Below are 23982 nucleotides of genomic sequence, written 5' to 3'. Positions count from 1 at the left end.
CATCGGCAATGCCCCGTTTCGCACCACTGCCCGAGCGCCGACCCGCCATCGTCGCCGGAGCGTCCGCCGGCATCGGCGAGGCCACCGCGATCGAACTCGCGTCGCGCGGCTTCCCCGTCGCGCTCGGCGCGCGGCGCGTCGAGAAGCTCGAGGACATCGTCGGCAAGATCAACGCCGAGGGCGGTGAGGCCGTCGGCTTCCACCTCGACGTCACCGACCCTAGCTCGGTGAAGTCCTTCGTCGCCCAGGCGCAGGACGCGCTCGGCGAGATCGAGGTGATGGTCGCCGGTGCAGGCGACACCTACTTCGGCAAGCTCGCCGACATCAGCACCGACGAGTTCGACTCGCAGCTGCAGATCCACCTCGTCGGCGCCAACCGGCTCGCCACCGCCGTGCTGCCTGGCATGCTCGAGCGCCAGCGCGGCGATCTGATCTTCGTGGGATCCGAGGTGGCACTGCGCCAACGACCCCACATGGGCGCCTACGGTGCGGCGAAGGCAGCGCTGGTCGCCATGGTCAACAACCTGCAGATGGAACTCGAGGGCACCGGCGTCCGGGCGTCCATCGTGCATCCCGGGCCGACCAAGACGTCGATGGGTTGGAGCCTGCCCGCCGACCTGATCGGACCTGCACTCGAGGACTGGGCCAAGTGGGGCCAGGCCCGGCACGACTACTTCCTGCGCGCAGCCGATCTGGCACGCGCCATCACGTTCGTCGCGGAGACACCTCGCGGCGGTTACATCGCCAACATGGAGCTGCAGCCGGAGGCGCCGCTGACCTCGGCGCCCAAGGAGCGTCAGCAGCTGAAACTGGACGAGGAGAAGCTCTCTTGACCGTTACCAAAGAGGTGCAGCGGGTTTCCGGCGGCGAGGACGAGTACGGACACCTGGAGGAGTTCCGCACCGACCCCATCGGCCTGATGAACCGCATCCGCGAGGAGTGCGGAGACGTCGGCTGGTTCCAGCTCGTCGACAAGCAGGTCGTGATGCTGTCCGGGTCGGAGGCGAACGAGTTCTTCTTCCGCTCCAGCGATGCCGAACTCAACCAGGCCGAGGCCTACCCGTTCATGACACCGATCTTCGGTGAGGGCGTCGTGTTCGATGCCGACCCCGAGCGCCGGGCGGAGATGCTGCACAACACCGCACTGCGCGGTGAACAGATGAAGGGCCACGCGGCCACCATCGAGAACGAGGTCAAGAAGATCATCGCCGGATGGGGCGACGAGGGGGAGATCGAGCTGCTCGACTTCTTCTCCGAGCTGACCATCTACACCTCGACGGCATGCCTGATCGGTCTGAAGTTCCGCGAGCAGCTCGACGGTCGCTTCGCCCACTACTACCACCAGCTCGAACGCGGGACCGACCCGCTCTGCTACGTCGACCCCTATCTCGACATCGAGAGCTTCCGCATCCGCGACGAGTCACGCGTGAAACTCGTAGAGCTGGTGCAGGAGATCATGAATGGGCGCATCGCGAATCCGCCCAAGGGCAAGGAGGATCGGGACCTGCTCGACGTGCTGGTGTCGATCAAGGACGACGACGGCAACCCCCGCTTCACGGCCAACGAGGTCACCGGCATGTTCATCTCGCTGATGTTCGCGGGCCACCACACCAGCTCGGGGACGTCGTCGTGGACGCTGATCGAACTGCTGCGCCACCCCGACGTGTACGCGCAGGTGCAGCAGGAACTCGACGAGCTGTACTCCGACGGCCAGGAGGTGAGTTTCCATGCGCTGCGGCAGATCCCGAAGCTCGACAACTCGCTCAAGGAGACTCTGCGCCTGCACCCGCCGCTGATCATCCTGATGCGTGTGGCGCAGGACGAGTTCGAGGTGGCGGGCTACCCGATTCACGAGGGTCAGATGGTGGCCGCGTCGCCGGCGATCTCGAATCGGATCGCCGAGGACTTCCCGAATCCCGACGCCTTCGAACCGGACCGCTACCTGAAGCCGCGGCAGGAGGATCTGGCCAACCGCTGGACGTGGATTCCCTTCGGCGCGGGCAAGCACCGCTGCGTCGGCGCGGCGTTCGCGCAGATGCAGATCAAGGCCATCTTCTCGGTGTTGCTGCGCGAGTACGAGTTCGAGATGTCCCAGCCAGCCGACAGCTACCGCAACGACCACTCCAAGATGGTCGTGCAGTTGGCCCAGCCCGCGAAGGTGCGGTACCGCAAGCGGGTTTCCGGCGGGCAGAGCGAAGCGACCGGGGAATAGGGGAGGTCTGAGCTAGATGGGTTGCTACCGCGTGGTACTCGACGAGGACCTGTGCCAGGGCCACGCGATGTGCGAACTCGAAGCCCCCGACGTGTTCGCAGTGCCCAAGCGCGGCGTCGTCGAGATCCTCGACGCAGAGCCACCCGACGACATCCGCGAGGACGTCCAGCGGGCAATCGAAATGTGTCCCACCCAAGCACTTTCCATCGAAGAGAAGGAAGACTGAGAATGGCGTCACGCGAAAAATTGGACGACTGGGTCCAGCGCTGGCTGAAGGCCAACAAGGACTCCGAGGCCGCAGGCGACTGGACGAACCTCGCCGACTTCTACACCGAGGACGCAACCTACGGCTGGAACATCGGCCCCAAGGAAGACGTCATGTGCGTGGGCCGCGACGAGATCCGCGACGTCGCGCTCGGCCTGGAGATGCAGGGCCTGGAGAACTGGGTCTACGAGTACCAGAAGGTGCTCGTCGACGAGAAGCAGAACGAGATCGTCGGCTTCTGGAAGCAGATCGTGAAGAAGGGCGACGGCAGCCAGGACGAGATCTACGGCATCGGCGGCAGTTGGTTCCGGCTCAATGAGGATCTGCTGATCGAGTGGCAGCGCGACTTCTTCGACTTCGGTCACGTGGCCTACATGTTCGGCAAGCTCATCAGCTCTGGCGACCTGACGCCGACCATGCAGAAGCGCATCGAACGCAGCGTCGCCGGAGAGAAGCTCCCCGGCTACTACCCGTTGGGCGAGGCGCCGGTTCCGATCTGGTAGGGCTAGCGCCCAACCACCTAGTTGGTCATGATGTGACTTAGGTAACTTAGTCTGAATACGGACGCCTACGTAACTCCTCGTTGAAAGCAGGATCTTGATGAAGACAAAGGGTGCGCTCATTCGCGAGTTCAACCAGCCGTGGTCGATCGAGGAGATCGAGATCGGCGACCCCGTCAAGGACGAGGTCAAGATCCAGATGGAAGCGTCCGGCATGTGCCACTCGGACCACCACCTGGTCACCGGCGGCATCCCCATGATGGGCTTCCCGGTGCTGGGCGGCCACGAGGGCGCCGGCGTCGTTACCGAGGTGGGCCCCGGAGTCACCGAGGTCGCACCCGGTGACCACGTGGTGCTGTCGTTCATCCCGTCGTGTGGCAACTGCCCGTCGTGTCAGGCCGGCATGCGCAACCTCTGCGACCTGGGCGCGGGCCTGCTGGGCGGCCTGGCCGTCTCCGACAACACCCATCGCATCCACGCCGCCAACGGCGATCCCGTCTTCCCGATGACGCTGCTCGGCACCTTCAGCCCGTACATGGTGGTGCACAAGAGTTCCGTGGTGAAGATCGACCCGTCCATCCCGTTCGAGGTGGCCTGCCTGGTCGGCTGCGGCGTGACCACCGGCTACGGCTCGGCCGTCAAGGCCGGCGACATCCGTCCCGGTGACGACGTCGCCGTCATCGGCGTCGGCGGTGTCGGCATGTCCGCGCTGCAGGGCGCAGTCAACGCCGGCGCCCGCAACCTGTTCGTAGTCGAACCCGTGGAGTGGAAGCGCGATGCCGCGCTGAAGTTCGGCGCGACGCACGCCTACCCCGACATGGAGTCCGCGTTCGCGGGCGTCGCCGAGGTCACCCACGGCCTGATGGCCAAGCAGGTCATCGTCACCGTCGGCGAGCTGCACGGCAAGGACGTCGACAACTACGTGAACCTGACGTCCAAGGGCGGCACGACGGTGCTGACGGCCATCGGCAGCATGATGGACACCGAGGTGTCGCTGAACCTCGCGATGCTGACGCTGATGCAGAAGCGGCTGCAGGGCACCATCTTCGGTGGTGGCAACCCGCACTTCGACATTCCGCAGCTGCTGTCCATGTACAAGGCGGGCAGGCTGAACCTGGACGACATGGTCACCCGGCAGTACAAGCTGGAGCAGATCAACGAGGGCTACACCGACATGCTCGAAGGTCGCAACATCCGCGGCGTCATCCGCTACACCGACGCCGACCGGTAAGCCCGTGTCCGAGACCACTCAGACCGACGCCGGGACGGTGACGGAGACACCCGTCGTCGCGGCGTCGCAGGCATCCTGGCGGTGCGTGCAGTCCGGCGACCGCGAGGGCTGGCTGGCCCTGATGTCCGATGACATCGTGATCGAGGATCCGATCGGCGAGGCCGTTACGAATCCCGACGGCAACGGAGTGCGGGGCAAGGAAGCGGTGGCCGCGTTCTACGACGCGAACATCGGTCCCAACCAGTTGACCGTGACCCGCGAGGCGTCGTTCCCGTCGAGTTCGCCGAACGAGATCGCGTACATCCTGGTGTTGCACACCGTGTTCCCGAACGGTTTCACTGCGACGGTGCGCGGGGTCTTCACATACACGGTCGACGACGGTGGTCTGATCACGAACCTGCGCGGCTACTGGAACATGGACGCCATGACGTTCGGCCAGCAGGACGCCACCTGACCGGCGCCGTCGTCGTCGGGGGGTCCCGCGGGGTGGGCCTGGCCGTCGCGGAACTGCTTGCCGCCCAGGGGTTCGGCGTCGTGATCAACGGTCGCGACGGTGCCGCCGTCAGCGAGGCCGTCGACCGAGTCGGCGCCGGCGCTGTCGGCTTCCCGGGGTCCCCGTCGGACCCCGCGGTAGCCGATGAGCTGGTGCGAAGGTGCGTCGACGAGTTCGGTGACATCGGTGCACTGGTGAACTGTGCGGGCACCGCGGAACCGGTCGGGTCCTCGATCCTCAACGTGACGTCGGCGCAGTTCCGGGACCTGCTCGACGCGCATCTCGGCACCACGTTCGAGACGTGCCGCGCCGCCGCACCGCTGATGGTCGCCCAGGGCAGCGGAGCGATCGTCAACACCAGTTCGTTTGCGTTCCTCGGCGATTACGGCGGCACCGGGTATCCGGCCGGCAAGGGCGGAGTCAACGGATTGACGCTCGCCATCGCCGCCGAACTGCGCGAGCACGGGGTACGCGCCAACGTGGTGTGCCCGGGCGCCAGGACGCGGCTGTCCACCGGTCCGGAGTACGAGAGCCACATCGAGGAACTCAACCGGCGCGGCCTCCTCGACGAGGTCGGCAAGCAGGGTGCTTTGGACGCCGCGCCACCGGAGTACGTCGCGCCGACCTACGCCTACCTGGTCAGCGACCGCGCCAAGGACGTCACCGGCCAGATCTTCATCGCAGCAGGCGGTTTCGTCGGCCGGTTCGACCGCCCGTCCCCCAGCCTGCTCGCCTACCGCGATCACCACGACTCGCCGCCGTGGTCGGTGAACGAGTTGGACGGGTTCATGCGGGGTTAGGCGCCCTCTGCACCACTGCAGAATCGTTGCGCAGCAGTACTTCCGAGAGTAGAATCGAACACGTGTTCGAAACTCTCGCACCGGACGACCTTCTAACCGAGGTCGAGCAGTGCCGACGTGAGGAGTCCGCCGCCATTGCGCGTCGGATGGCGGCGGTCGCACGGCTACTGTGGCACCGCACGGCCGAGGCCGAGGGCGTCGACGACGACGATCCCAGCTACGCCCTGGTGACGGGTTTCGCGCGCGCGTGCGCCGAGGTCGGTGCCGCGCTGAACGCTTCGCCACAAGCAGCCTCGGTCATCGTGGCTCAAGCCGAGGCATTGGACATCCGGTTGCCCGAAGTCGCGGGCCTGCTCGCCGACGGTCGCATCGACTGGCCTACGACCGAGGCGATCATCAAGCGAACCGAACTCGTCGACTCGGACCTCATGCCCCAGATCGACCAGCGGATGGCCAACAAGATCTCCACCTGGCAATCCTGGTCGCGCCGCCGGGTCATCGACGCCACCGACGCGGCGATCAAGGCCATCGACGCCGACGCCGTCAAGAAGCGCCGACTCACCGCCGACACCGAGCGCCGCGTCACCGTCACGGCCCAACCGAACGGCATGGCATCGGTTCGGATTTCCATGCCCGCGCCCGCGGCCGCGATGTTCGACAAGCGTCTCACCGAGATGGCGAAGACGGTGTGTGTCAACGATCCTCGAACGCTGCAGCAGCGCAGGGCCGACGCCATCGACGCGCTCGGCGCCCGCCGGGAACTAGGATGCGCCTGCGACCGCTCCGACTGCACCGCCCGTCCTGACCCGGCCGAATCGACTGGTGCTGCGCGCTTCGTCATCAACGTCATCGCCACCGACGCCACCGTGACCGGCCGCAGTGACGAGTCGGGCTACCTCGAGGGCTACGGCGTCATCGACGCCGAGCAGGTGCGCCAACTCGCCGACCACGCGGTCCTGCGGCCGCTTCGTCCACCCACCACGGCGGACGTCGCCTCGGCGCTGCGATACCAGCCGTCCGCGGCGATCGAGCGGTGGATCCGCTGCCGCGACATCACCTGCCGTTTCCCCGGATGCGACCGTGCGGCTTGGCGGGCCGACGTCGACCACACCACGCCCTTCGACCACCGCAACCCCGAAGGCGGCGGGCGCACGGTGCACACGAATCTGGGTTGCTACTGCCGCCAACACCACCGCCTCAAGACCTTCCACGGTGGGCCGGACGGGTGGCGCGACGAACAGCGTCCCGACGGCACCATCGTGTGGACCTCACCCACGGGGCGGGTATACCGCAGCACGCCCGACGGCGCCGACCTGTTCGACGACATCGCCGATGCCTGTGGCGTGCCCAAGCCGCGCTGGCGCAACCGGCGCCGTGAGAGGGCGACGCGCACCGCCGCCGCTCGGCGCGCCATGCAGGCCAAGCGTGCCGCCAACGACGAGACCCGACGGCTCAACCGCGCCCGGCACGACGAAATCGACATCCGCAAGTGGCGCAACGACATGCGCCGGAAACTCCTCGTCTTCAAGGGCGGCGCTCCGAGCGTCAGTCCGTGGTGTACGTGGGCCAACGATCCTCGCGAAGACGAACACATCACCGCGGAGTGGAGGCCTCCTTCACCACCGCCGACGACGCCCACCGGGGACGAGCCACCGTTCTGAACCCGTTCTGGCATGCTCGGGCCATGGCTTCCATCTTCACGAAGATCATCAACGGCGAGCTGCCCGGACGGTTCGTCTACGAAGACGACGACGTAGTCGCGTTCCTGACGATCGAGCCGATGACGCCGGGTCACACCCTCGTGGTGCCGCGGGCGGAACTCGACAACTGGCAGGACATCGACTCCGGCGCCTTCAACGCCGTGATGGCCGTCGCCCAGCGAGTCGGCAAGGCCGTGTGCAAGGCGTTCGACGCCGAACGATCGGGCCTGATCATCGCCGGCCTCGAGGTGCCACACCTGCACGTGCACGTGTTCCCGGCCCGTGACCTGTCGGACTTCGGTTTCCAGAACGTCGACCGCAACCCCTCGCCCGAGTCACTCGACGAGGCGCAGGCGAAGATCAAAGCCGCACTCGCCGAACAGGACTGACGTCAGGCGACCGGTACCGCTACGTCGGCGATGCGGGGCAGACACACGCGGAACCGGCAGCCGCGACCCGGCGCCGTGGTCACGCTGACCGTGCCGCCGTGCGCGTGGACCAGCGAGTCCACGATCGACAGCCCCAGCCCCGTGCCGCCACTGGCACGCGCGCGCGACGAGTCGGTGCGGTAGAACCGCTCGAACACCCGCTGCGCATCGTCGAGGCTCATGCCCGGCCCTTCGTCGCAGACCTCGAGCACCGCGTTGTCCCCGTCGGTCCCGACCCGCACGGCGACCTTCGCGTCTTCGGGCGTGTGCTGCAGCGCGTTGGCCACGAGGTTGCCGAGCACCTGGCGCAATCGAGCGTCGTCGCCGAGCACCTCTGGCGTACCGGGCCCGTCGAACACCTCCATCGTCACGACCCGCTTCGGCGCCACCGTCCGCGCGTCGTGCACGGCGTCGCTGGCCAGCGCCAAGAGGTCGACGCGGTTGTGTTCGAGCGGGCGCTGAGCGTCGAGACGGGCCAGCAGCAGCAGGTCTTCGACCAGTAGACCCATCCGCTGGGCCTCGCTCTCGATGCGGTTCATCAGCATCTCCATGTCGCGTGCTGCGCCCTGGCGGTACAGCTCGGCGAAGCCACGGATGGTGGTGAGCGGTGTCCGCAGCTCGTGGCTGGCGTCGGTGATGAAGCGCCGCATCCGTTCCTCGGAGCTGCGGGCCTGCGCCGCCGACGACTCGGACGACGCGACCGCTCGCTGGATCTGGGCCAGCATCCCGTTGAGCGCCAACGACAGTCGCCCCACTTCGGTGCGGGGGTCGCGCTGCGGGATGCGCCGGTCGAGTTCGCCTGCCGCGATCGCCGCGGCCGTCCGTTCCACCTCGACCAACGGACGCAGGCTGCGGTGCACCACCGCGTAACCCACGATGCCGAGCACGAGCAGGACCGCAGTGCCGATGCCGACCTGCGACCACGTCAGCGCCCGCACCGTCGACTGCACCTCGGACAGGTCGATCGCCACGGTGGTCAGTTCCCCGCGCGGGCCACGCACGGTCATCGCGCGCCACTCGACGCCGGAGTGGTTGACCGAATCGATCGTCACCGGAACGGGGCCGACGTCATTGCCGTCGGGCAACTGCGGTTCGGCCTCGCGGTCGTTGACCGCCATCCACACCCGGCCGTCGGGATCGATGCCCCGGACGTAGAAGTCCGTCGGCGGCCGGCCCGGATTCGGGCCCTCGATCGGAGTGGTCGGTACGCGGCTAGGCGCCTGCGCCCACCCCCGGGAGGCATCCAGCAGCGACTGATCGACGCGGTTGATCAGGCTGTGCCGCATGATCGACGTGACGGCGACGCCGGAGGCCAGCAGGCCGCACGCGACGAGGACGAGCGTCGCAGCCACCAGTCCCACCCGCAGGGGCACGCCTGCGCCGTCCAGTCTCGACACGTCTCTATCGTGCGCTAGCGGGGCTCATGCTCTTCGCGCAAGCGCTCATCGGGGCTCGCGCAGGACGTAACCCACTCCGCGCAGCGTGTGCAGCAACCGCTTGTCGCCGGTGTCGATCTTCCGTCGCAGATAGCTGACGTAGGACTCGACGACGTTGACGTCGCCGCCGAAGTCGTAGCGCCAGACGTGGTCCAGGATCTTCGGCTTCGACAGCACGGTGCCCGCGTTGATGATGAAGTACCGCAGCAGCGTGAACTCGGTCGGCGACAGCGAGACGGGCTGGCCGGCCTTCCACACCTCGTGGGTGTCCTCGTCGAGTTCGATGTCGGCGAACGACAGTCGCGCGCTGCGGGGTTCCTCGACGCCGCGGCCGGAGCGGCGCAGGATGACGCGCAGCCGCGCGACGACCTCCTCCAGGCTGAACGGCTTGGTGACGTAGTCGTCGCCGCCCAGCGTGAGGCCGGCGATCTTGTCTTGCAGGGAGTCCCGCGCGGTGAGGAACAGAGCAGGCGCGTCGATGCCGTCGGCGCGAAGCCTGCGCAGCACGCCGAACCCGTCCATCCCGGGCATCATCACGTCGAGGATCACGGCGTCCGGACGGATCTCGCGCGCCTTGTCCAGGGCGGCGGGACCGCTCGACGCGGTGTGCACCTCGAACCCCTGGAACTTCAGGCTCACCGAGAGCAGTTCGACGATGTTGGTCTCGTCGTCGACGACCAGGACCCTTGCTTCGGGAACGGACTCGGGAATCGCAGGCATTGCCATGGATCTCAATGTCCCTCGTTTCGCTGAGAATGGAACTGCCGAGGCGCTGTGAGATTCCTGTGAATTTTCTCAGTTAGCGCTTCCACCCAGACGGTCACATGCTGTGACGGCCGCCATAGACTCGAACCATGAGCCTCGGCAAGAGCCTGTTCGACCTGGCCACGGCGCCCGCGCGCGTCGGATTGGCAGTCGCCGACGCCGGACTCGGCATCGCCGGAGCGACGATCAAGACGGTGCAGCGGGGCCTCTCCGACGCCTCCGCTCCCCTGGGCGGAACGTCGTCGATGGCGAAGGTTCTCGGTCTCGACGATGCGGTCGAGCGTGCCAACCGGCTGGCCCGCCTGATGGACGACGACGCGCCGCTCGGGCGTGCCCTGGCACCCGACGGCCCCCTCAACCGGTTGCTGCGGCCGGGCGGCATCATCGATCAGCTGACCGCCGATGGCGGTCTGCTCGACCGTCTCACCGAGGACAACGGACCACTGACGCGCGCGGTCGCGCCGGGCGGACTGGTCGACCAGATCACCGCCGAGGGCGGACTGCTGGATCGGCTCACCACCGACGACGGCGCGCTGTCCCGGGTGATCGCGCCGGGCGGTCTCGCCGATCAGCTGCTCGCCAACGACGGACTGGTCGAGCGGGTGCTGCGCGAGGACGGCGTGGCCGACAAACTCCTGGCCGAAGGTGGCCTGCTCGACACCCTGACCGCCGAGGACGGCCCGCTGCTCAAGCTGGCCGACGTCGCAGACACCCTCAACCGGCTGGCTCCGGGGCTCGAGGCGCTGGCGCCGACCATCGACGCGCTGCACGAAGCCGTCATCACGCTGAGCCAGGTCGTCAACCCGCTGAGCAACATCGCCGACCGCATTCCATTGCCCGGGCGTCGCGCCGGGCGCCGGGCGATGCCCCGGCCGGTGACCTCGCAGCGGATCATCGACCACGAGGATTGACCACGCAGCCGGTCGAGCGAGCGGGCCCGGAACCGATATCCTGAGCCCGCATGCCTCCTTAGCTCAGCGGTAGAGCAACGCTCTTGTAAAGCGTAGGTCATCGGTTCAATCCCGATAGGGGGCTCCACGCCGGGCGCGACCCCGAGCTGCGCGCTCGGTCATCAGCAAATCGACACCCATGGTAGCCCGCCGAAAACCAGATCCCGAGGCCTCGCGAAACTGCTGATAGACCGCCGCGTCGACTAGGGTTACGATCATGAATCGCACTAGCCCGAACTTCCACCAGCAATGGAGACGCACGGGCTGAGCTGGTTTCGGCACCATTCGGGGGTGGGGTTTGTCGCGCGTTGGCACCTGGCTGCACGAACCCGACCAATTCGAATGGGTGACGACGTTCCTACGCCAACGTGGCCTGCTGCGCACTGCCCGCATCGTCATGGCCGTGATCGCTGGGTCGGCCGCGCTGACCCCGATCACGGCGCTGCTGCGGCCCGATCCGAGCGCGGGCGTCGTGGCCATCGGGGTGATGGGTGCCGCGATAGCCCTCGGCATGGCGTGGTTCTGGCTCACCCGGTGGCCGAGCCGACGCGTGTCGCTCTACTCCGTGGTGCTCGGCATGTTCTGCGCGGCGGCGTGGAGTCTCACTGAACACAGCGCGGCCGTCGCGGCCCTGGCGTGCATGGTCCTGGCCATCACCGGCGGTTACGTGGCGTTCTTCCACAACACCCGGGTGCTCGTGCTCAACACCGCCGTCGCCCTCGGTTCGGCCGCCGTTGCGGCCTATCGGCTGGCCAACGACACCGACCTCGCCACCGCCGTCGCCGCGTTCTGGCTGATGTGGTTGCTCAACATCGCCGTGCCCCTTGGCATTCGCGCGGCGATCAAAGCCATGGGCCGGTACGCCATCCGCTCCGATCAAGACCCGCTCACCGGACTGCTGAACCGTCGCGGGTTCAGCCACGCCGTCGAGCGCTTACTCATCCCGGACATGTACGAGACCGGGCAGGCCTACCTGGTCGTGATGATGATCGACCTCGACGACTTCAAGCGAGTCAACGACACTCGGGGGCACGCCGCGGGCGACGTCATCCTGCTACGCGTCGCCGACCAACTGCGGCAGCACGTTCCCGCCGCAGCGGCCGTATGCCGCTCTGGCGGTGAGGAATTCCTGGTCGCGATGTCGTCGTGGACTCACGACGCGTCCATCCTGACCGGGCCGCTCTGCCAAGCCATCCATCGTCACTGCGACGACGTCAGCGCCAGCATCGGCGTGGCGTGGGCTCCGCGAAGTGAGACGGAAGCCATCACGACCGACGTCCTCGTCAACCAGTTGATCGACGCGGCCGACGCGGCGATGTACGAGGCCAAGCGCAGCGGCGGGAACCGGGTGCACGTGTCGCGCCACATGCGCTGCGCCTGAGGCCGGCGCTTCAGTATTCGTCGGCGACCTGGTTGCGGTCCTGCTGCAGCGCGGGCCCTTCGGGATCCTCGCCCTGATGATCGAGTTCCTCCTGCAGTTCCCGCTGCTCCTCGCTGGCCTCGGTCGCGTCCTTGGGCGTCGGCGGCGGGGTGCTCTGCTGTTCCATTGCCGTCGTGTCTCCCGTTTGGCACGTGACTAAACGCTTCGCCGGCGGGTCATGCGGCTCGAGCGTCACGTTCGCGTCGCCGTCAACCGTTACGCGGGTTTTACTTCCCGGGGTTGACGCGGTGCGGTCAACATCACACACTTGCAGTCACTAACGGTCACGGATCCACAGAAGGGTGCGGTGTGCTTCCCGTAGCTCGGCACGACGCCATCGTCGACCTGGTGAATGGTGCGCATACGGTCAGCACCGACGAACTGGTCAACCGGCTTGGCGTGTCGGCCGAGACCGTGCGACGCGACCTCGCACTGCTCGAGGAGCGCGGCGCCATCCGGCGCGTGCACGGCGGCGCCGCCAGCCTGCTGCAGCGGGTGAGCGGCGAGGAGCCGCCGTTCGCCGAACGCACCGTCATCCACCAGGAGGCCAAGGCTCGGCTCGCCCGCGTCGCCGCGGAACTGGTGCAACCTGGCCAGACCGTCGTCATCGACATCGGCACCACTGCCGTCGAGGTGGCCCGCGCAATCCCCGCCACGTTCCGCGGCACCGTAGCGACTTCATCGCTGCTCGTCGCCATCGAACTCGCAGCGCGACCGGGCATTCACGTGCTGGTGTCCGGCGGCCGGGTCCGGGCCGGCGACCTCGCGTGCCGAGGAGCCCACGCGCGCTCGTTGTTCGCAGACGTCTACGCCGACGTGGCATTCATCGGCTCCGGCGGCGTCGACGCGGCCGCCGGCCTGACGGACTACCACCTCGACGAGATCGACGTACGCCGCACGATCATCGCCAACAGCGCGTCGAGCTACATCCTGGCCGACTCGTCGAAGCTCGACCGGATCGGCCCGCACCGGGTGTGCGACCTGACCGCGGTCACGGGTCTGATCACTGACGAATGCACGTCACCGGCCGTCGAGGCCGCCGTCCGAGAGGCAGGGGGTGTGGTCCTGTCAGCGTGACCGACCCCGTATGGGGCAGCCCCGAGCAGGGGTGCGGGCGGCGACTACTTGTCCGGGCAGCGCCGCCCGCGCGGATCGAACAGTCAACTCACGTCAGAAAGCACGATCCATGACCAATGATTCCACACCCGGCGACGCACCCAGCGTCGCTCAATTCGGCTACACCCAGGCGATGGAGCGGTCGACCGGCCGCTTCGCCTCCTTCGCCGTCGCCTTCGCCTTCGTGTCGATCGCGACGGGCATCTTCACCACGTACGGGAGCGTCCTCAATTCGTCCGGACCACTGGGCATCTGGACGTGGCCGATCGTCGTGGTCGGCCAGCTCGCGGTAGCGCTGCTGCTGGGCGCCCTGGCCGCGCGCATCCCCGTGACCGGCTACGCCTATCAGTGGGTGTCGCGCCTGGCCAACCCGATCTTCGGCTGGATCACCGGCTGGATCTCGTTCACGTTCCTGGCCATCGTGGTGATCGCCGTCGACTACACCGTCGCCTCGACCGTGCTGCCCGCCCTGTTCGCCTTCGAGGGCACTCCTGCCACGGCGTTCCTCATCACCGCCGTCGTACTCGTCCTGCAGGCATTGCTCATCGGGCTGTCGACCCGATGGACCGAACGGGTCAACAACTTCGCCGTCACCGCCGAACTCATAGGCATGGTCGCGCTCGTCGCGCTCCTGCTCATCATCGGCGTCATCACCCACCGCCTGAGCGTCGACAACCTGTTCTCCCACGGCGCCGTCCCCACCGAGGACTACTGGAGCTTCGGCGAGGCCACCGCCGCCGGCCCCTGGATGCTTGCCTTCCTGTTGGGCGCCTTCACGATCGTCGGCTTCGAATCGGCGGCCAACCTCGCCGAGGAGACCAAGCAGCCCGAGGTCGTGGTACCCCGTGCGATGTGGCAGGCAGTGCTCGCCTCGGGAGTGCTCGGATTCCTGTTCCTGCTCGCGGTGACCGCGGCGGTCGACGACCCCGTCGCGCTGGCCGAGTCCGGCACGCCCATCGCCGACGTCATCAAGGACATCCTCGGTTCGTTCGTCGGCACCGCTCTGCTGGTACTCGTTGCGATCGCGATCTTCGCGTGCGGGCTGGTCATCCTGTTGACCGGCGTGCGGTTGGTGTGGGCCATGTCGCGCGACGAGCGCTTCCCGGGTTGGCAACTGCTGCAGCGGATTTCCCCCCGCACCAAGACGCCGCTGAACGCCACGATCGTGATGACGCTCATCTCGGCAGTCATCCTCGGGCTGTTCTCGACGAGCACCGACGCCCTGTTCAAGCTGTTCGGCGCGGCGACGCTGCTACCGGCCATCATCTACGCGATCACCGTGGGCCTCTACATCGCCAAGCGCCGCACCCTGCCACCCAGCGCGGGATTCAGCCTGGGCCGGTGGGAGATCCCGATCATCGTCGTCGCCGTCGTGTGGCTGGTGTTCGAGCTGTCACTGTTCCGCGACGCCTCGTTCCGGGACCCGTGGATCTACCTTGCCGTGATGGTCGCGATCGGCGCGGTGTACCTCGGCTACCTGCTCGCCACCCGCGGCCGCGACGGCCTGCGGATGCCCGACATGCGTTCCATCGACGCCGAAATCGAGACCGTGTGACGGTACTCGCCATAGATCAGGGCACCTCCGGAACGAAGGCGATCGTCGTCGATCCCGCGGAGGGGGTCGTCGGCATCGCCGAAGTGGCGGTGCACCCGCGCTACCTCGACGGCGGCGGAGTCGAGCAGGATCCCCGGGAATTGCTCGACTCGGTGCTGGAGGCGGGCCGGGCCGCCGTGGCCCAGGCGGGCCGGCAGATCGACGCTGTGTCGCTGGCGAATCAGGGCGAGACCGTCCTGGCGTGGGATCCGGTCACCGGACGCGCTCTGACCCAGGCCATCGTGTGGCAGGACCGCCGCGCCGAGTCCATCTGCGCGGATCTGACCGAGCACGCCGCCGAATTCGCCTGTCGCACCGGGCTGGTACTCGACCCGTACTTCTCGGCGCCCAAGATGGCCTGGCTGCGGCGCAATGTCGAACGCGACGGCGTCGTCACGACGTCGGACACCTGGCTGCTGCACCAGCTGACCGGGGAGTTCGTCACCGACGCCACCACGGCCAGCCGCTCGCTGGTGGTCGGTCTGGGCGAGAACACCTGGAGCGCCGACCTGTTGGCGCTGTTCGAACTCGACGGTGAGCGATTGCCGGACATCGCCGCCAACGACGCCGTCATCGGTACGACGTCGGCGTTCGGCCCCGAGGTGCCCGTCGGCGGGATCGTCGTCGACCAGCAGGCCGCACTGCTGGCCGAGTCGTGCTTCGAGGCGGGCATGGCCAAGTGCACCTTCGGTACCGGCGCCTTCCTGCTCGCCAACACCGGTGGCACACCGGTGCTGTCGACCTCGGGCTTGACGACGTCAGTGGCATGGCGGGTCGCCGGTGACGACACCTTCTGCGTCGACGGTCAGGTCTACACCGCGGCTTCGGCCGTGCGCTGGCTGGCGTCGCTGGGGATCATCGCCGGCGCGCATGAACTCGACGCTGTCGCAGCGACCGACAGTGGCGGCGTGCTGTGCGTTCCCGCACTCGCCGGGCTGGCGGCACCGTGGTGGGAAAGCGCTGCCACGGCGTCGTTCTCGGGCATGACGCTGTCCACCGATCGCGGCCACGTGGTGCTCGCCCTACTGCAGGGCATCGCGGCGCAGATCGGTGAACTGGTGGCCGCCGTCGGAGAGGGCACGGCTACACCACTCACCCGCCTGCGCGCCGACGGCGGCCTCACCCAGTCCACCGTGCTGATGCAGGCGGTCGCCGACGTAGTGCAGGTGCCGGTGGACGTCTACCCGTCGGCACATGCGACCGCCCTCGGCGCCGCGGCCCTAGCGGATCTGAGCCTGCACCCCGACAAGGGATTGCGCGGCGTCGTACCGTCGTGGAAGCCGTCGTCGACCTACGAGCCGGCCTGGGATGCCGGACGCGCAGAGGACTTCCGATCGTCGTGGCGCGCCCTCGCCGCGACGACCTATCCGAGAGAGGGAACGTGAACACTCAGTACGACGTCGTCGTCATCGGCGCCGGCATCGTCGGATCGGCCATCGCACGCGAATTGTCCGGCCACGAACTGTCGGTCGCGCTGCTCGACGCGCGCAGCGACGTCGGCGACGGCACCAGCAAGGCCAACACCGCGATACTTCACACCGGCTTCGACGCCACGCCGGGGACGCTCGAGTCGGCCATGGTCAGCCGCGGCTACCACCTGCTCAGCGAGTACTCGGCACGCACCGGCATCCCGATCGAGCACACTGGCGCCATCCTGGTCGCCTGGGACGACGAACAACTCGACGCCCTGCCGAAGCTCCGGAACAAGGCCCTGGCCAACGGATACGACCGCTGCGAGATCATCGATGCAGCAGCGGTTTACGATGCCGTTCCCGACCTCGGCGGCGGCGCGCTCGGCGGGCTGACCGTGCCGGACGAATCGATCATCTGCACGTGGACGGTGAACCTGGCGCTGGCCACCGACGCCGTCAACCGCGGTACGGCATTGCTGACCAATCACCGCGTGCACGGTGTGGACGTCGGCGACGACCGCACCACGCTGCACACGGACGCGGGGTCGGTCAGTGCGCGCTGGGTCGTCAACTCCGCGGGCCTCGGCGCCGACCACCTCGACGAGCTGTTCGGCTACTCGCGGTTCACCGTCACTCCCCGACGCGGCGAACTCATCGTCTACGACAAACTGGCCCGCACGCTGGTCAACAAGATCGTCCTGCCGGTCCCGACCTCGCGTGGCAAGGGCGTGCTCGTCAGCCCCACGATATACGGGAACGTGATGCTCGGTCCCACGTCGGAGGACATCGAGGACCGGTCGGCCACCGCCACCACCGCACACGGCATCGAGTTTCTGCTCGACAAGGGCCGCAGGCTGATGCCGCGGCTGCTCGACGAGGAGGTGACGGCCACCTATACCGGCCTGCGGGCAGCGATCGATCACGGCGACTACCGGATCGAAACCGATGCGGCGCAACGCTATCTGCTTGTCGGCGGTATCCGCTCGACCGGCCTGACCGCGGGCATGGCCGTCGCCGAACACGTTCGCGGCATGCTCGCCGACGCCGGAATGGCGCTGACACCGCGCGCGAACCTGCCCGAGCCGCCGCGGATGCCCAACCTCGGCGAGGCATTCACCCGTCCGTATCAGGACGAGACGCGCATCGCCGAGGACCCGGAGTACGGCACCATCGTGTGCTTCTGCGAACGCGTCACCGCCGGCGAGCTGCGCGACGCCTGCCGGTCCACGATCCCGCCCACCGGACTGGACGGCCTCCGTCGCCGCACACGGGTGATGAATGGGCGCTGCCAAGGCTTCTACTGCGGCGCCGAGGTGCAAGCCGTCCTCGACCGGCAGGTGGCTAGCCGATGAGCACCCCCGTCATCGAGACCGACGTCGCGATCGTCGGAGGCGGGCCCGCCGGACTGACCGCGGCCGCAGCGCTCGCCCCCGAACTCAGGGTCGTCGTCCTCGAGCGGGAGGCAGCGGCAGGCGGCATCCCCCGGCACAGCGACCACCCGGGTTACGGCATCAGGGACATGCGGACGTTCATCAGCGGACCTTCCTATGCCAGGCGGCTGGTCGACCAGGCCACCACTGCAGGTTCCGAGATCCGCACCCGTGCGATGGTGACCGGCTGGTCGGGGGACACCGCGCTGGACGTCACGTCACCTGAAGGGCGGCAGCGCATTCAGGCCCGCGCAGTCGTCCTCGCCACCGGTGCGCGCGAGCGGCCGCGGTCGGCGCGACTCATCCCCGGTGACCGAGGATCCGGTGTCTACACCACCGGTCACCTGCAGAACGTGGTCCACGTCCAGCACCGCACGGTCGGTCGGCGCGCCGTGATCGTCGGCGCCGAACTCGTGAGCTATTCGGCTGTTCTGACGCTCAAGCACGCCGGATGCGACACCGCGCTGATGACGACGACGCATGCCTCCCCGGAGTCCTACGCCGTGTTCAACCTCGCCGGCCGGTCACCGTTCCTGGGCGTCGACGTCGCCACCCGCACCCGGGTCACCCGCATCATCGGCAAGCCAGCACTGCGGGCCGTCGAGATCGAGCAGCTCGACACCGGGCGGCGCCGCATCGTCGACTGCGACACGCTGATCCTCACCGGCGACTGGATCCCCGATCACGAGCTGGCGCGGGCGGCCGGGCTCGACATGGACCCGGCGACGCTGGGCCCGCTGACCGATACCGCGTTGCGCACCAGCAGATCCGGCGTATTCGCGATCGGCAACCTGCTGCACCCCGTCGACACGGCAGACATCGCGGCGCTCGACGGCCGCCACGTCGCGACGGCCGTGCGGAGCCATTTGAGCGGCGTGCCGGTGCCGGCGGCAGGGGCGCGGCTGACGGCCGAGGCTCCCCTGCAATGGGTAACGCCGGGCGTCCTTCGGCCCGGCGACGGCCCGCCGGCCCGCAACCGCCTGTTGCTGTGGACCGACACCCTGGTGCGGGCGCCCAAGGTGGTCGCCCGTCAAGACGGCCGGGTGGTCGGCCGCAGAACCCTGCCATGGGCTGCCTCGCCAGGGCGCGTCTTCCGTGTCCCGTCGGGGATCCTGGACCGCGTCGACCCCGAGGGCGGACCCGTCACCGTGTCGCTGGGTTGACGTTTACCGTGCGGGCGCCGGTTACGTAGTTTCGCCCGAAGGAACGTGCGGGACTACTGCACTTTGCTGACGAACTACTGGCCTTTCCGCAAAACCCTTCCCTTTAGCTCGACGCCAGGGTAAATATTGTCAGCGGCGTCAACGTGACTCGTGAGTTTTGCTTAGCCAGCCTTGCAAATCGGAGTCGAGTCATGGGTTTCAGCCGCTACGTCGGTCGTGTCGGAGCATTGGCCGTGGTGCTGGGGGTCGGCACCGTCGTCGCCTTCCCGCAGACCGCACTCGCCGACGAGGGCGACGGATCGGTCGGGTCGACCGCCGCCTCCTCGCAGGAGTCCGCCTCCGGAACCGCTGGTGCAACGGCTGCGGAGTCGAACCTCGGAGCGCCGACGGTCACCGCGCCCGACCCGACGACGAACACCACCGCCACCGGGACGCAGGATACGAGCGGTGATGCGCCGTCGAGCACCGTCAGCGCTCAGACGAACACGGGCAGCAGCACGCAGACGTCGGTCGATCCGTCAACGGAGCCCTCATCGTCACTTGAGCCGACCACCGAACCGGTCGTCATCGAGGAGCCCACCGGCGAAACTCCGGTCACCCCCGACACTCCCCCACCCGCGGAACCAACCGGGACCGAGACACCGACGGCCGGCCCGGCTACCGGCTCCGACACCGCACCCCCGTCGACGGCGAAGCCACCCGTACCCGAGGCGTCGACGCCCTCGAAGCCGACCACCGAGCCCGCCGCCGCGGCGCCTCGCAGCCTGCAGGCGGCAACGAACGCGACGCAGCAGCCCGGCCCCTCGGCCGAAACCCTCAGCCAGCGCATGACTCTCACGACCACGGCGGCACTGGTGCCTGCGGCTCCTGCGCTAGACCCGCTCAGCGCGCTGCTGGCGATTCCGGTGTCGATCGTCACCACGTTGGTCAACGCAGTCCTGACACCCTTCCTCGGCGGCGCCCCCGCCGCGCCTGCCCAACCCCCGCTGCTGTGGGCGGTGCTGGCCTGGGTGCGTCGCGAGTTTCAACGCACTTTCGCGAATTCGACGCCGATAGCGCCCAACCAGAACGTCACCATCAGCTTGGCACTCCCCAACGCGGTGAGCGGACCCATAGCGTTCGGCGCCACCGACGCCAACGGCGACCGGCTGACCTACACCGTGCCCGCGCGCGGCGCCGTCGGAGGACCGACTCACGGCACCGTCACCGTCGACCAGGCCACGGGCACCTTCACCTACGACCCGGACGATGCCTATGCGCTGACCGGCGGGACCGACACCTTCACCTACACCGTGAGTGACGCCGGCGCACGGCGGAACATCTTCGGCATCCCGCTGTCTTTCAGCCCGACGACGGCCATGGGCACCGTCGCCGTGACACTCAACCGGGTCAACGTCGCGCCGATCATCAATGGCGACGACCGCACCATCCTCGAGGACACCCCTGTCACCATCGCCGTGCTCGGCAACGACACCGACGCCAACGGGAACCCGCTGACGGTCACCGGCGTCACGCAGGCGACCAACGGGACGACCACCTTCACGGCGTCAGGGGTCACATACACGCCGAACGCCAACTACTCCGGCACCGACAGCTTCACCTACACCGCGACGGATGGATCGCTCAGCGGCACAGCCACCGTCACCCTCACCGTCACTGCCGTCGACAACAGCCCCGGAGCAGTGAACGACACCGCCACCGTCACCGAGGACAGCGGCACGACCTCGATCGACGTCCTGGCCAACGACACCGACATCGACGGCGGACCCAAGACGATCACCAGCGTCACCCAGCCCACCGGCGGCACGGTCACCTTCACCGGCACGACCGTGAGCTACACCCCCAACGCCAACTACAACGGCACCGACACCTTCACCTACACCCTCACCGGCGGCTCCACCGCCACTGTCACAGTCGCCGCCACGGCCGTCGAAGACAACCCCGTGGCCGTGAACGACACCGCCACCGTCGCCGAGGACAGCGGCACGACGCTGATCGACGTGCTGGCGAACGACACCGACGTTGACGCCGGACCCAAGACCATCACCGCCGTCACCCAGCCCACCAACGGCACGGTCACCTTCACCGGCACGACTGTGAGCTATACGCCGAACGCGAACTACAACGGCACCGACACCTTCACCTACACGCTCAACGGCGGCTCCACCGCCACCGCCACCATCACAGTCACCGCCGTCGACGACGGCCCCGTGGCGGTGAACGACGCCACCACCGTCGCCGAGGACAGCGGCACCACGCTCATCGACGTCCTGGCCAACGACACCGACGTCGACGCCGGACCCAAGACGATCACGGGGGTCACCCAGCCCACCGGCGGCTCGGTCACCTTCACGGGCACCACCGTGCGCTACACCCCCAAGGCGAATTACAACGGCACGGACACCTTCACCTACACCCTCACCGGCGGCTCCACCGCCACCGTCACCGTCACCGTCACCCCGGTCAACGACGCCCCGGTCGTCGGGCAGGTGTCATCCACACCGGGGTCGGGTAACACCTGGGTGGTATCGACGAACGCCAGCGACATCGATGGTGACGTGCTGACCACCACGGTGATCAGCGCGAATGCCACCCCGCTCACCGTGACTCAACTGCCCGGGGGCAACCTTCAGGTGACCGTCGACCCCACCTGGGCCAGCGCCCACCCTGGTGCGCAATTGCCGGTCACCGTCACCGTCACCGATACCCAAAATGTAAGCGTTGCCAAGAGTTTGGTCATGGGCACCGCCAGCAACGTGACCGCCATCGGGATGAACGTCTACGGACAGACGAACATCCCCGCTCTACCGGCCGGGGTCACCTACACCCAGGTAGCGGTCAGCCTCTTTTCCACGGTGTTGCTGCGGTCCGACGGTACTGCCGTAGGAGTCGGGGACAACTCCGACGGGCAGCTGGACATCCCTCAGCCACCCGCAGGTATCACGTACACCCAAGTGGCGGCCGGCTACAACCACACAGTGCTGCTGCGCTCCGATGGCACCGCTATCGGTCTTGGCGACAACGAGTATGGACAGATCAACATCCCCCAGCTGCCGGCCGGCATGAAATACACGTACGTCGCCGCCGGCGAAGACGGCACGGTGCTGCTGCGCTCCGACGGCACCGCGGTCGCCTTCGGCACCAATGACTACGGACAACTCACCATCCCCCCGCTGGCGGCCGGGGTCACCTACACCAAGGCCGCCATCGGGATACGGCACACGGTCCTGCTGCGCTCCGACGGCACCGCCGTCGCCATCGGCAACAACGCCTGGGGGCAAATTGCCGTACCCGCCTTACCGGCCGGGGTCAAGTACACCCAGGTCGCCGCCGGCGAGATCCACACGGTACTGCTGCGGTCCGATGGCACCGCCGTCGCATTCGGGAACAACGGCTGGGGACAATCCACCATCCCGGCGTTGCCCGCCGGGATGACCTACACCAACGTTGCGGCCGCCCGCTACAACTCGGCGCTACTGCGCTCAGACGGCACCGTCGTCGCCTTCGGGCAGAACGCAAGCGGGCAGCTCAACATCCCGGTCTTACCGGCCGGGGTCACCTACACCCAAGTCGCCGCCGCCAATCACACCGTCTTGATCTCCTCCACCACCGCCGCGCTCAACACACCGCCGATCGCCGCGAACGAGGCCGCCACCGTCGCCGAGGGTGGCACCACCACCATCACGGTGACCAACAACGACACCGACGCCGACGGCACCGTGGACAGCACCACCGTCGTCATCACCCGGCAACCCACCTCGGGAACCGCCACCGTCAACCTCAACGGCACTGTCACGTACGCCAACAACGGCAGCGAGGCGAGTACCGACAGCTTCGCCTACAAGGTCAAGGACGACACCGGCGCGCTCAGCAACGAAGCGACCGTGACGATGACGATCACCGCGGTCAACGACGCCCCGGTCGCAGTCACCGACACCGCGACCGTCGCCGAGGGTGGCACCACCACCATCACGGTGATCAGCAACGACACCGACGGCGACGGCACCGTGGACAGCACCACCGTCGTCATCACCCGACAGCCCACGGCAGGCACCGTCACGGTGAACCAGAACGGCTCGGTCACCTACGTCAACAACGGCAGCGAGGCGACCGCCGACGGCTTCGCCTACAAGGTCAAGGACGACACCGGTGCACTCAGTAACGAAGCGACCGTGACGATCACGATCACCCCCGTCAACGACGGGCCCACCGCCGTGAACGACAGCTACACCGTTGTCGGGAACGGCACGCTGACCATCAGCGCACCGGGCCTGTTGGCCAACGACACCGACCCCGACGGCAACACTCTCGCGATCTCGGCCATCTTCACACCTCGAAACGGCACGCTCTCCGACGTGTTCTCGGGCGGCGGCTTCACCTACCGACCGAACGCCGGTTTTCTCGGAACGGACTCGTTCCGATACACGATCAGCGACGGCACGACGACCAGCGAGGGCATCGTGACGATCACCGTCATTGCCGATCCGAACAACGTTGCGCCGGTGGGTAACCCAGATTCGTACACCATCAACGAGGACACAGTCCTGACCGTGAACGGCCCAGGGCTCCTGGGCAACGACACCGACGCCAACGGCCAAACGCTGACCGTCGTGAGTATCGGCGTCCTACCGACCCGTGGCTCGCTGGTGCTCAACGACGACGGGTCCTTCACCTACACGCCGGGACCCAACCTCAACGGCACGGACACGTTCACCTACAAGGCGAGCGACGGGGCCGCCGAGACGGCCTTCACGACCGTCACCATCAACGTCACCGCCGTCGAAGACGTCCCCGTGGCGGCCAACGACACCATTCCACACGCCAAGGACACCTCCGTGGCCTATTCGTTGCTCAACCGGGTGTCCGACGCCGACGGCGACACGCTGACCGCCACACTGGTCTCGAGCACCCAGCACGGCACCCTTCAGTTCTTGGCCAGCCAGTTCGCGTTCGTCTACACGCCCAACGCCGGCTACACCGGGACGGACTCCTTCACCTACAAGGTCAACGACGGCAAGGCCGACAGCGCCATTGCCACCGTCACCCTCACCGTGGCCTGACGCCCCC

20 protein-coding genes and 1 tRNA gene are annotated in these 23982 nt (G+C 67.7%); 18 read left to right on the top strand and 3 right to left on the bottom strand.

The window, feature by feature from the left end; translation table 11 throughout:
- Positions 1-8: 8 nt before the first annotated feature.
- From LOK44_RS07185 to LOK44_RS07145, 9 genes are all read left to right on the top strand, one after another.
- A complete protein-coding gene (locus LOK44_RS07185) occupies positions 9-833 on the top strand; it encodes an SDR family oxidoreductase (RefSeq protein ID WP_237569309.1) in 825 nt (274 codons plus the stop codon).
- Complete coding sequence (gene cyp51 / locus LOK44_RS07180) at positions 830-2212, top strand: lanosterol 14-alpha demethylase (protein ID WP_237569308.1); 1383 nt, start codon at positions 830-832, stop codon at positions 2210-2212. Before LOK44_RS07185 ends, cyp51 begins: the two co-directional genes overlap by 4 nt.
- Before the next feature lie 16 nt (positions 2213-2228).
- Positions 2229-2438, top strand: coding sequence for a ferredoxin (locus tag LOK44_RS07175; RefSeq protein ID WP_163922111.1), 210 nt, complete (start codon positions 2229-2231; stop codon positions 2436-2438).
- A gap of 2 nt (positions 2439-2440) precedes the next feature.
- Positions 2441-2980, top strand: coding sequence for a nuclear transport factor 2-like protein (locus tag LOK44_RS07170; RefSeq protein ID WP_237569307.1), 540 nt, complete (start codon positions 2441-2443; stop codon positions 2978-2980).
- A 97-nt stretch (positions 2981-3077) separates the two neighbouring features.
- The gene (locus LOK44_RS07165; RefSeq protein ID WP_237569306.1) at positions 3078-4208 is read left to right on the top strand and encodes an NDMA-dependent alcohol dehydrogenase; all 1131 of its coding nucleotides are present in this window, start codon (positions 3078-3080) and stop codon (positions 4206-4208) included.
- Between the two features lie 4 nt (positions 4209-4212).
- A complete protein-coding gene (locus LOK44_RS07160; RefSeq protein ID WP_237569305.1) occupies positions 4213-4662 on the top strand; it encodes a nuclear transport factor 2 family protein in 450 nt (149 codons plus the stop codon).
- Positions 4659-5501 (top strand): SDR family NAD(P)-dependent oxidoreductase, encoded by an 843-nt coding sequence (locus LOK44_RS07155; RefSeq protein WP_283817781.1) that lies wholly within the window; start codon positions 4659-4661, stop codon positions 5499-5501. The genes LOK44_RS07160 and LOK44_RS07155 overlap by 4 nt, the downstream gene beginning before the upstream one ends.
- Positions 5502-5563: 62 nt before the next feature.
- Positions 5564-7162 (top strand): HNH endonuclease signature motif containing protein, encoded by a 1599-nt coding sequence (locus LOK44_RS07150; RefSeq protein ID WP_237569303.1) that lies wholly within the window; start codon positions 5564-5566, stop codon positions 7160-7162.
- A 23-nt stretch (positions 7163-7185) separates the two neighbouring features.
- Positions 7186-7590 carry an HIT family protein gene (locus LOK44_RS07145; RefSeq protein ID WP_237569302.1) on the top strand — a complete coding sequence of 135 codons (405 nt, stop codon included), beginning with the start codon at positions 7186-7188 and terminating at the stop codon, positions 7588-7590.
- Positions 7591-7592: 2 nt separating this feature from the next.
- Here the strand turns inward: LOK44_RS07145 and LOK44_RS07140 are convergent, their stop codons facing one another.
- The gene (locus LOK44_RS07140; RefSeq protein WP_237569301.1) at positions 7593-9026 is read right to left on the bottom strand and encodes a sensor histidine kinase; all 1434 of its coding nucleotides are present in this window, start codon (positions 9024-9026) and stop codon (positions 7593-7595) included.
- A gap of 45 nt (positions 9027-9071) precedes the next feature.
- On the bottom strand, positions 9072-9791 hold the full coding sequence (locus LOK44_RS07135; protein WP_163922094.1) for a response regulator transcription factor: 720 nt from the start codon (positions 9789-9791) through the stop codon (positions 9072-9074).
- A gap of 128 nt (positions 9792-9919) precedes the next feature.
- On the opposite strand from LOK44_RS07135, the gene LOK44_RS07130 reads away from it, so the two are divergent.
- The 3 genes from LOK44_RS07130 (at position 9920) to LOK44_RS07120 (ending at position 12161) form a co-directional block, all read left to right on the top strand.
- Entirely contained in the window at positions 9920-10741 is an 822-nt protein-coding gene (locus LOK44_RS07130) for a hypothetical protein (protein ID WP_237569300.1), read from the top strand.
- A 52-nt stretch (positions 10742-10793) separates the two neighbouring features.
- Positions 10794-10868: transfer RNA gene (locus LOK44_RS07125), tRNA-Thr, on the top strand.
- Between the two features lie 210 nt (positions 10869-11078).
- Positions 11079-12161, top strand: coding sequence for a GGDEF domain-containing protein (locus LOK44_RS07120; RefSeq protein WP_237569299.1), 1083 nt, complete (start codon positions 11079-11081; stop codon positions 12159-12161).
- A gap of 10 nt (positions 12162-12171) precedes the next feature.
- Here LOK44_RS07120 and LOK44_RS07115 read toward each other — a convergent pair whose 3' ends face one another.
- Positions 12172-12327 carry a hypothetical protein gene (locus tag LOK44_RS07115; RefSeq protein ID WP_237569298.1) on the bottom strand — a complete coding sequence of 52 codons (156 nt, stop codon included), beginning with the start codon at positions 12325-12327 and terminating at the stop codon, positions 12172-12174.
- Positions 12328-12509: 182 nt separating this feature from the next.
- On the opposite strand from LOK44_RS07115, the gene LOK44_RS07110 reads away from it, so the two are divergent.
- The 6 genes from LOK44_RS07110 to LOK44_RS07085 all read left to right on the top strand — a co-directional run bounded on the left by LOK44_RS07110 (position 12510) and on the right by LOK44_RS07085 (position 23975).
- Positions 12510-13277 (top strand): DeoR/GlpR family DNA-binding transcription regulator, encoded by a 768-nt coding sequence (locus tag LOK44_RS07110; protein ID WP_308192720.1) that lies wholly within the window; start codon positions 12510-12512, stop codon positions 13275-13277.
- Between the two features lie 109 nt (positions 13278-13386).
- Complete coding sequence (locus tag LOK44_RS07105) at positions 13387-14871, top strand: amino acid permease (RefSeq protein ID WP_237569296.1); 1485 nt, start codon at positions 13387-13389, stop codon at positions 14869-14871.
- The gene (locus tag LOK44_RS07100; RefSeq protein WP_237569295.1) at positions 14868-16295 is read left to right on the top strand and encodes an FGGY family carbohydrate kinase; all 1428 of its coding nucleotides are present in this window, start codon (positions 14868-14870) and stop codon (positions 16293-16295) included. Before LOK44_RS07105 ends, LOK44_RS07100 begins: the two co-directional genes overlap by 4 nt.
- On the top strand, positions 16292-17674 hold the full coding sequence (locus tag LOK44_RS07095; RefSeq protein WP_237569294.1) for an NAD(P)/FAD-dependent oxidoreductase: 1383 nt from the start codon (positions 16292-16294) through the stop codon (positions 17672-17674). Before LOK44_RS07100 ends, LOK44_RS07095 begins: the two co-directional genes overlap by 4 nt.
- Positions 17671-18915, top strand: coding sequence for an NAD(P)/FAD-dependent oxidoreductase (locus LOK44_RS07090; protein ID WP_237569293.1), 1245 nt, complete (start codon positions 17671-17673; stop codon positions 18913-18915). The genes LOK44_RS07095 and LOK44_RS07090 overlap by 4 nt, the downstream gene beginning before the upstream one ends.
- Positions 18916-19106: 191 nt before the next feature.
- Positions 19107-23975: an Ig-like domain-containing protein gene (locus LOK44_RS07085; RefSeq protein ID WP_237569292.1), complete on the top strand. Its 4869-nt coding sequence runs from the start codon at positions 19107-19109 to the stop codon at positions 23973-23975.
- The last annotated feature ends 7 nt before the right edge of the window (positions 23976-23982 follow it).

The sequence above is a fragment of the Mycolicibacterium lacusdiani genome (genome assembly GCF_021916785.1).
Classification (GTDB): Bacteria; Actinomycetota; Actinomycetes; order Mycobacteriales; family Mycobacteriaceae; genus Mycobacterium; species Mycobacterium lacusdiani.
Note: the sequence above shows the minus strand (reverse complement) of the source record. Positions and strands in the feature narration are given on the sequence as shown.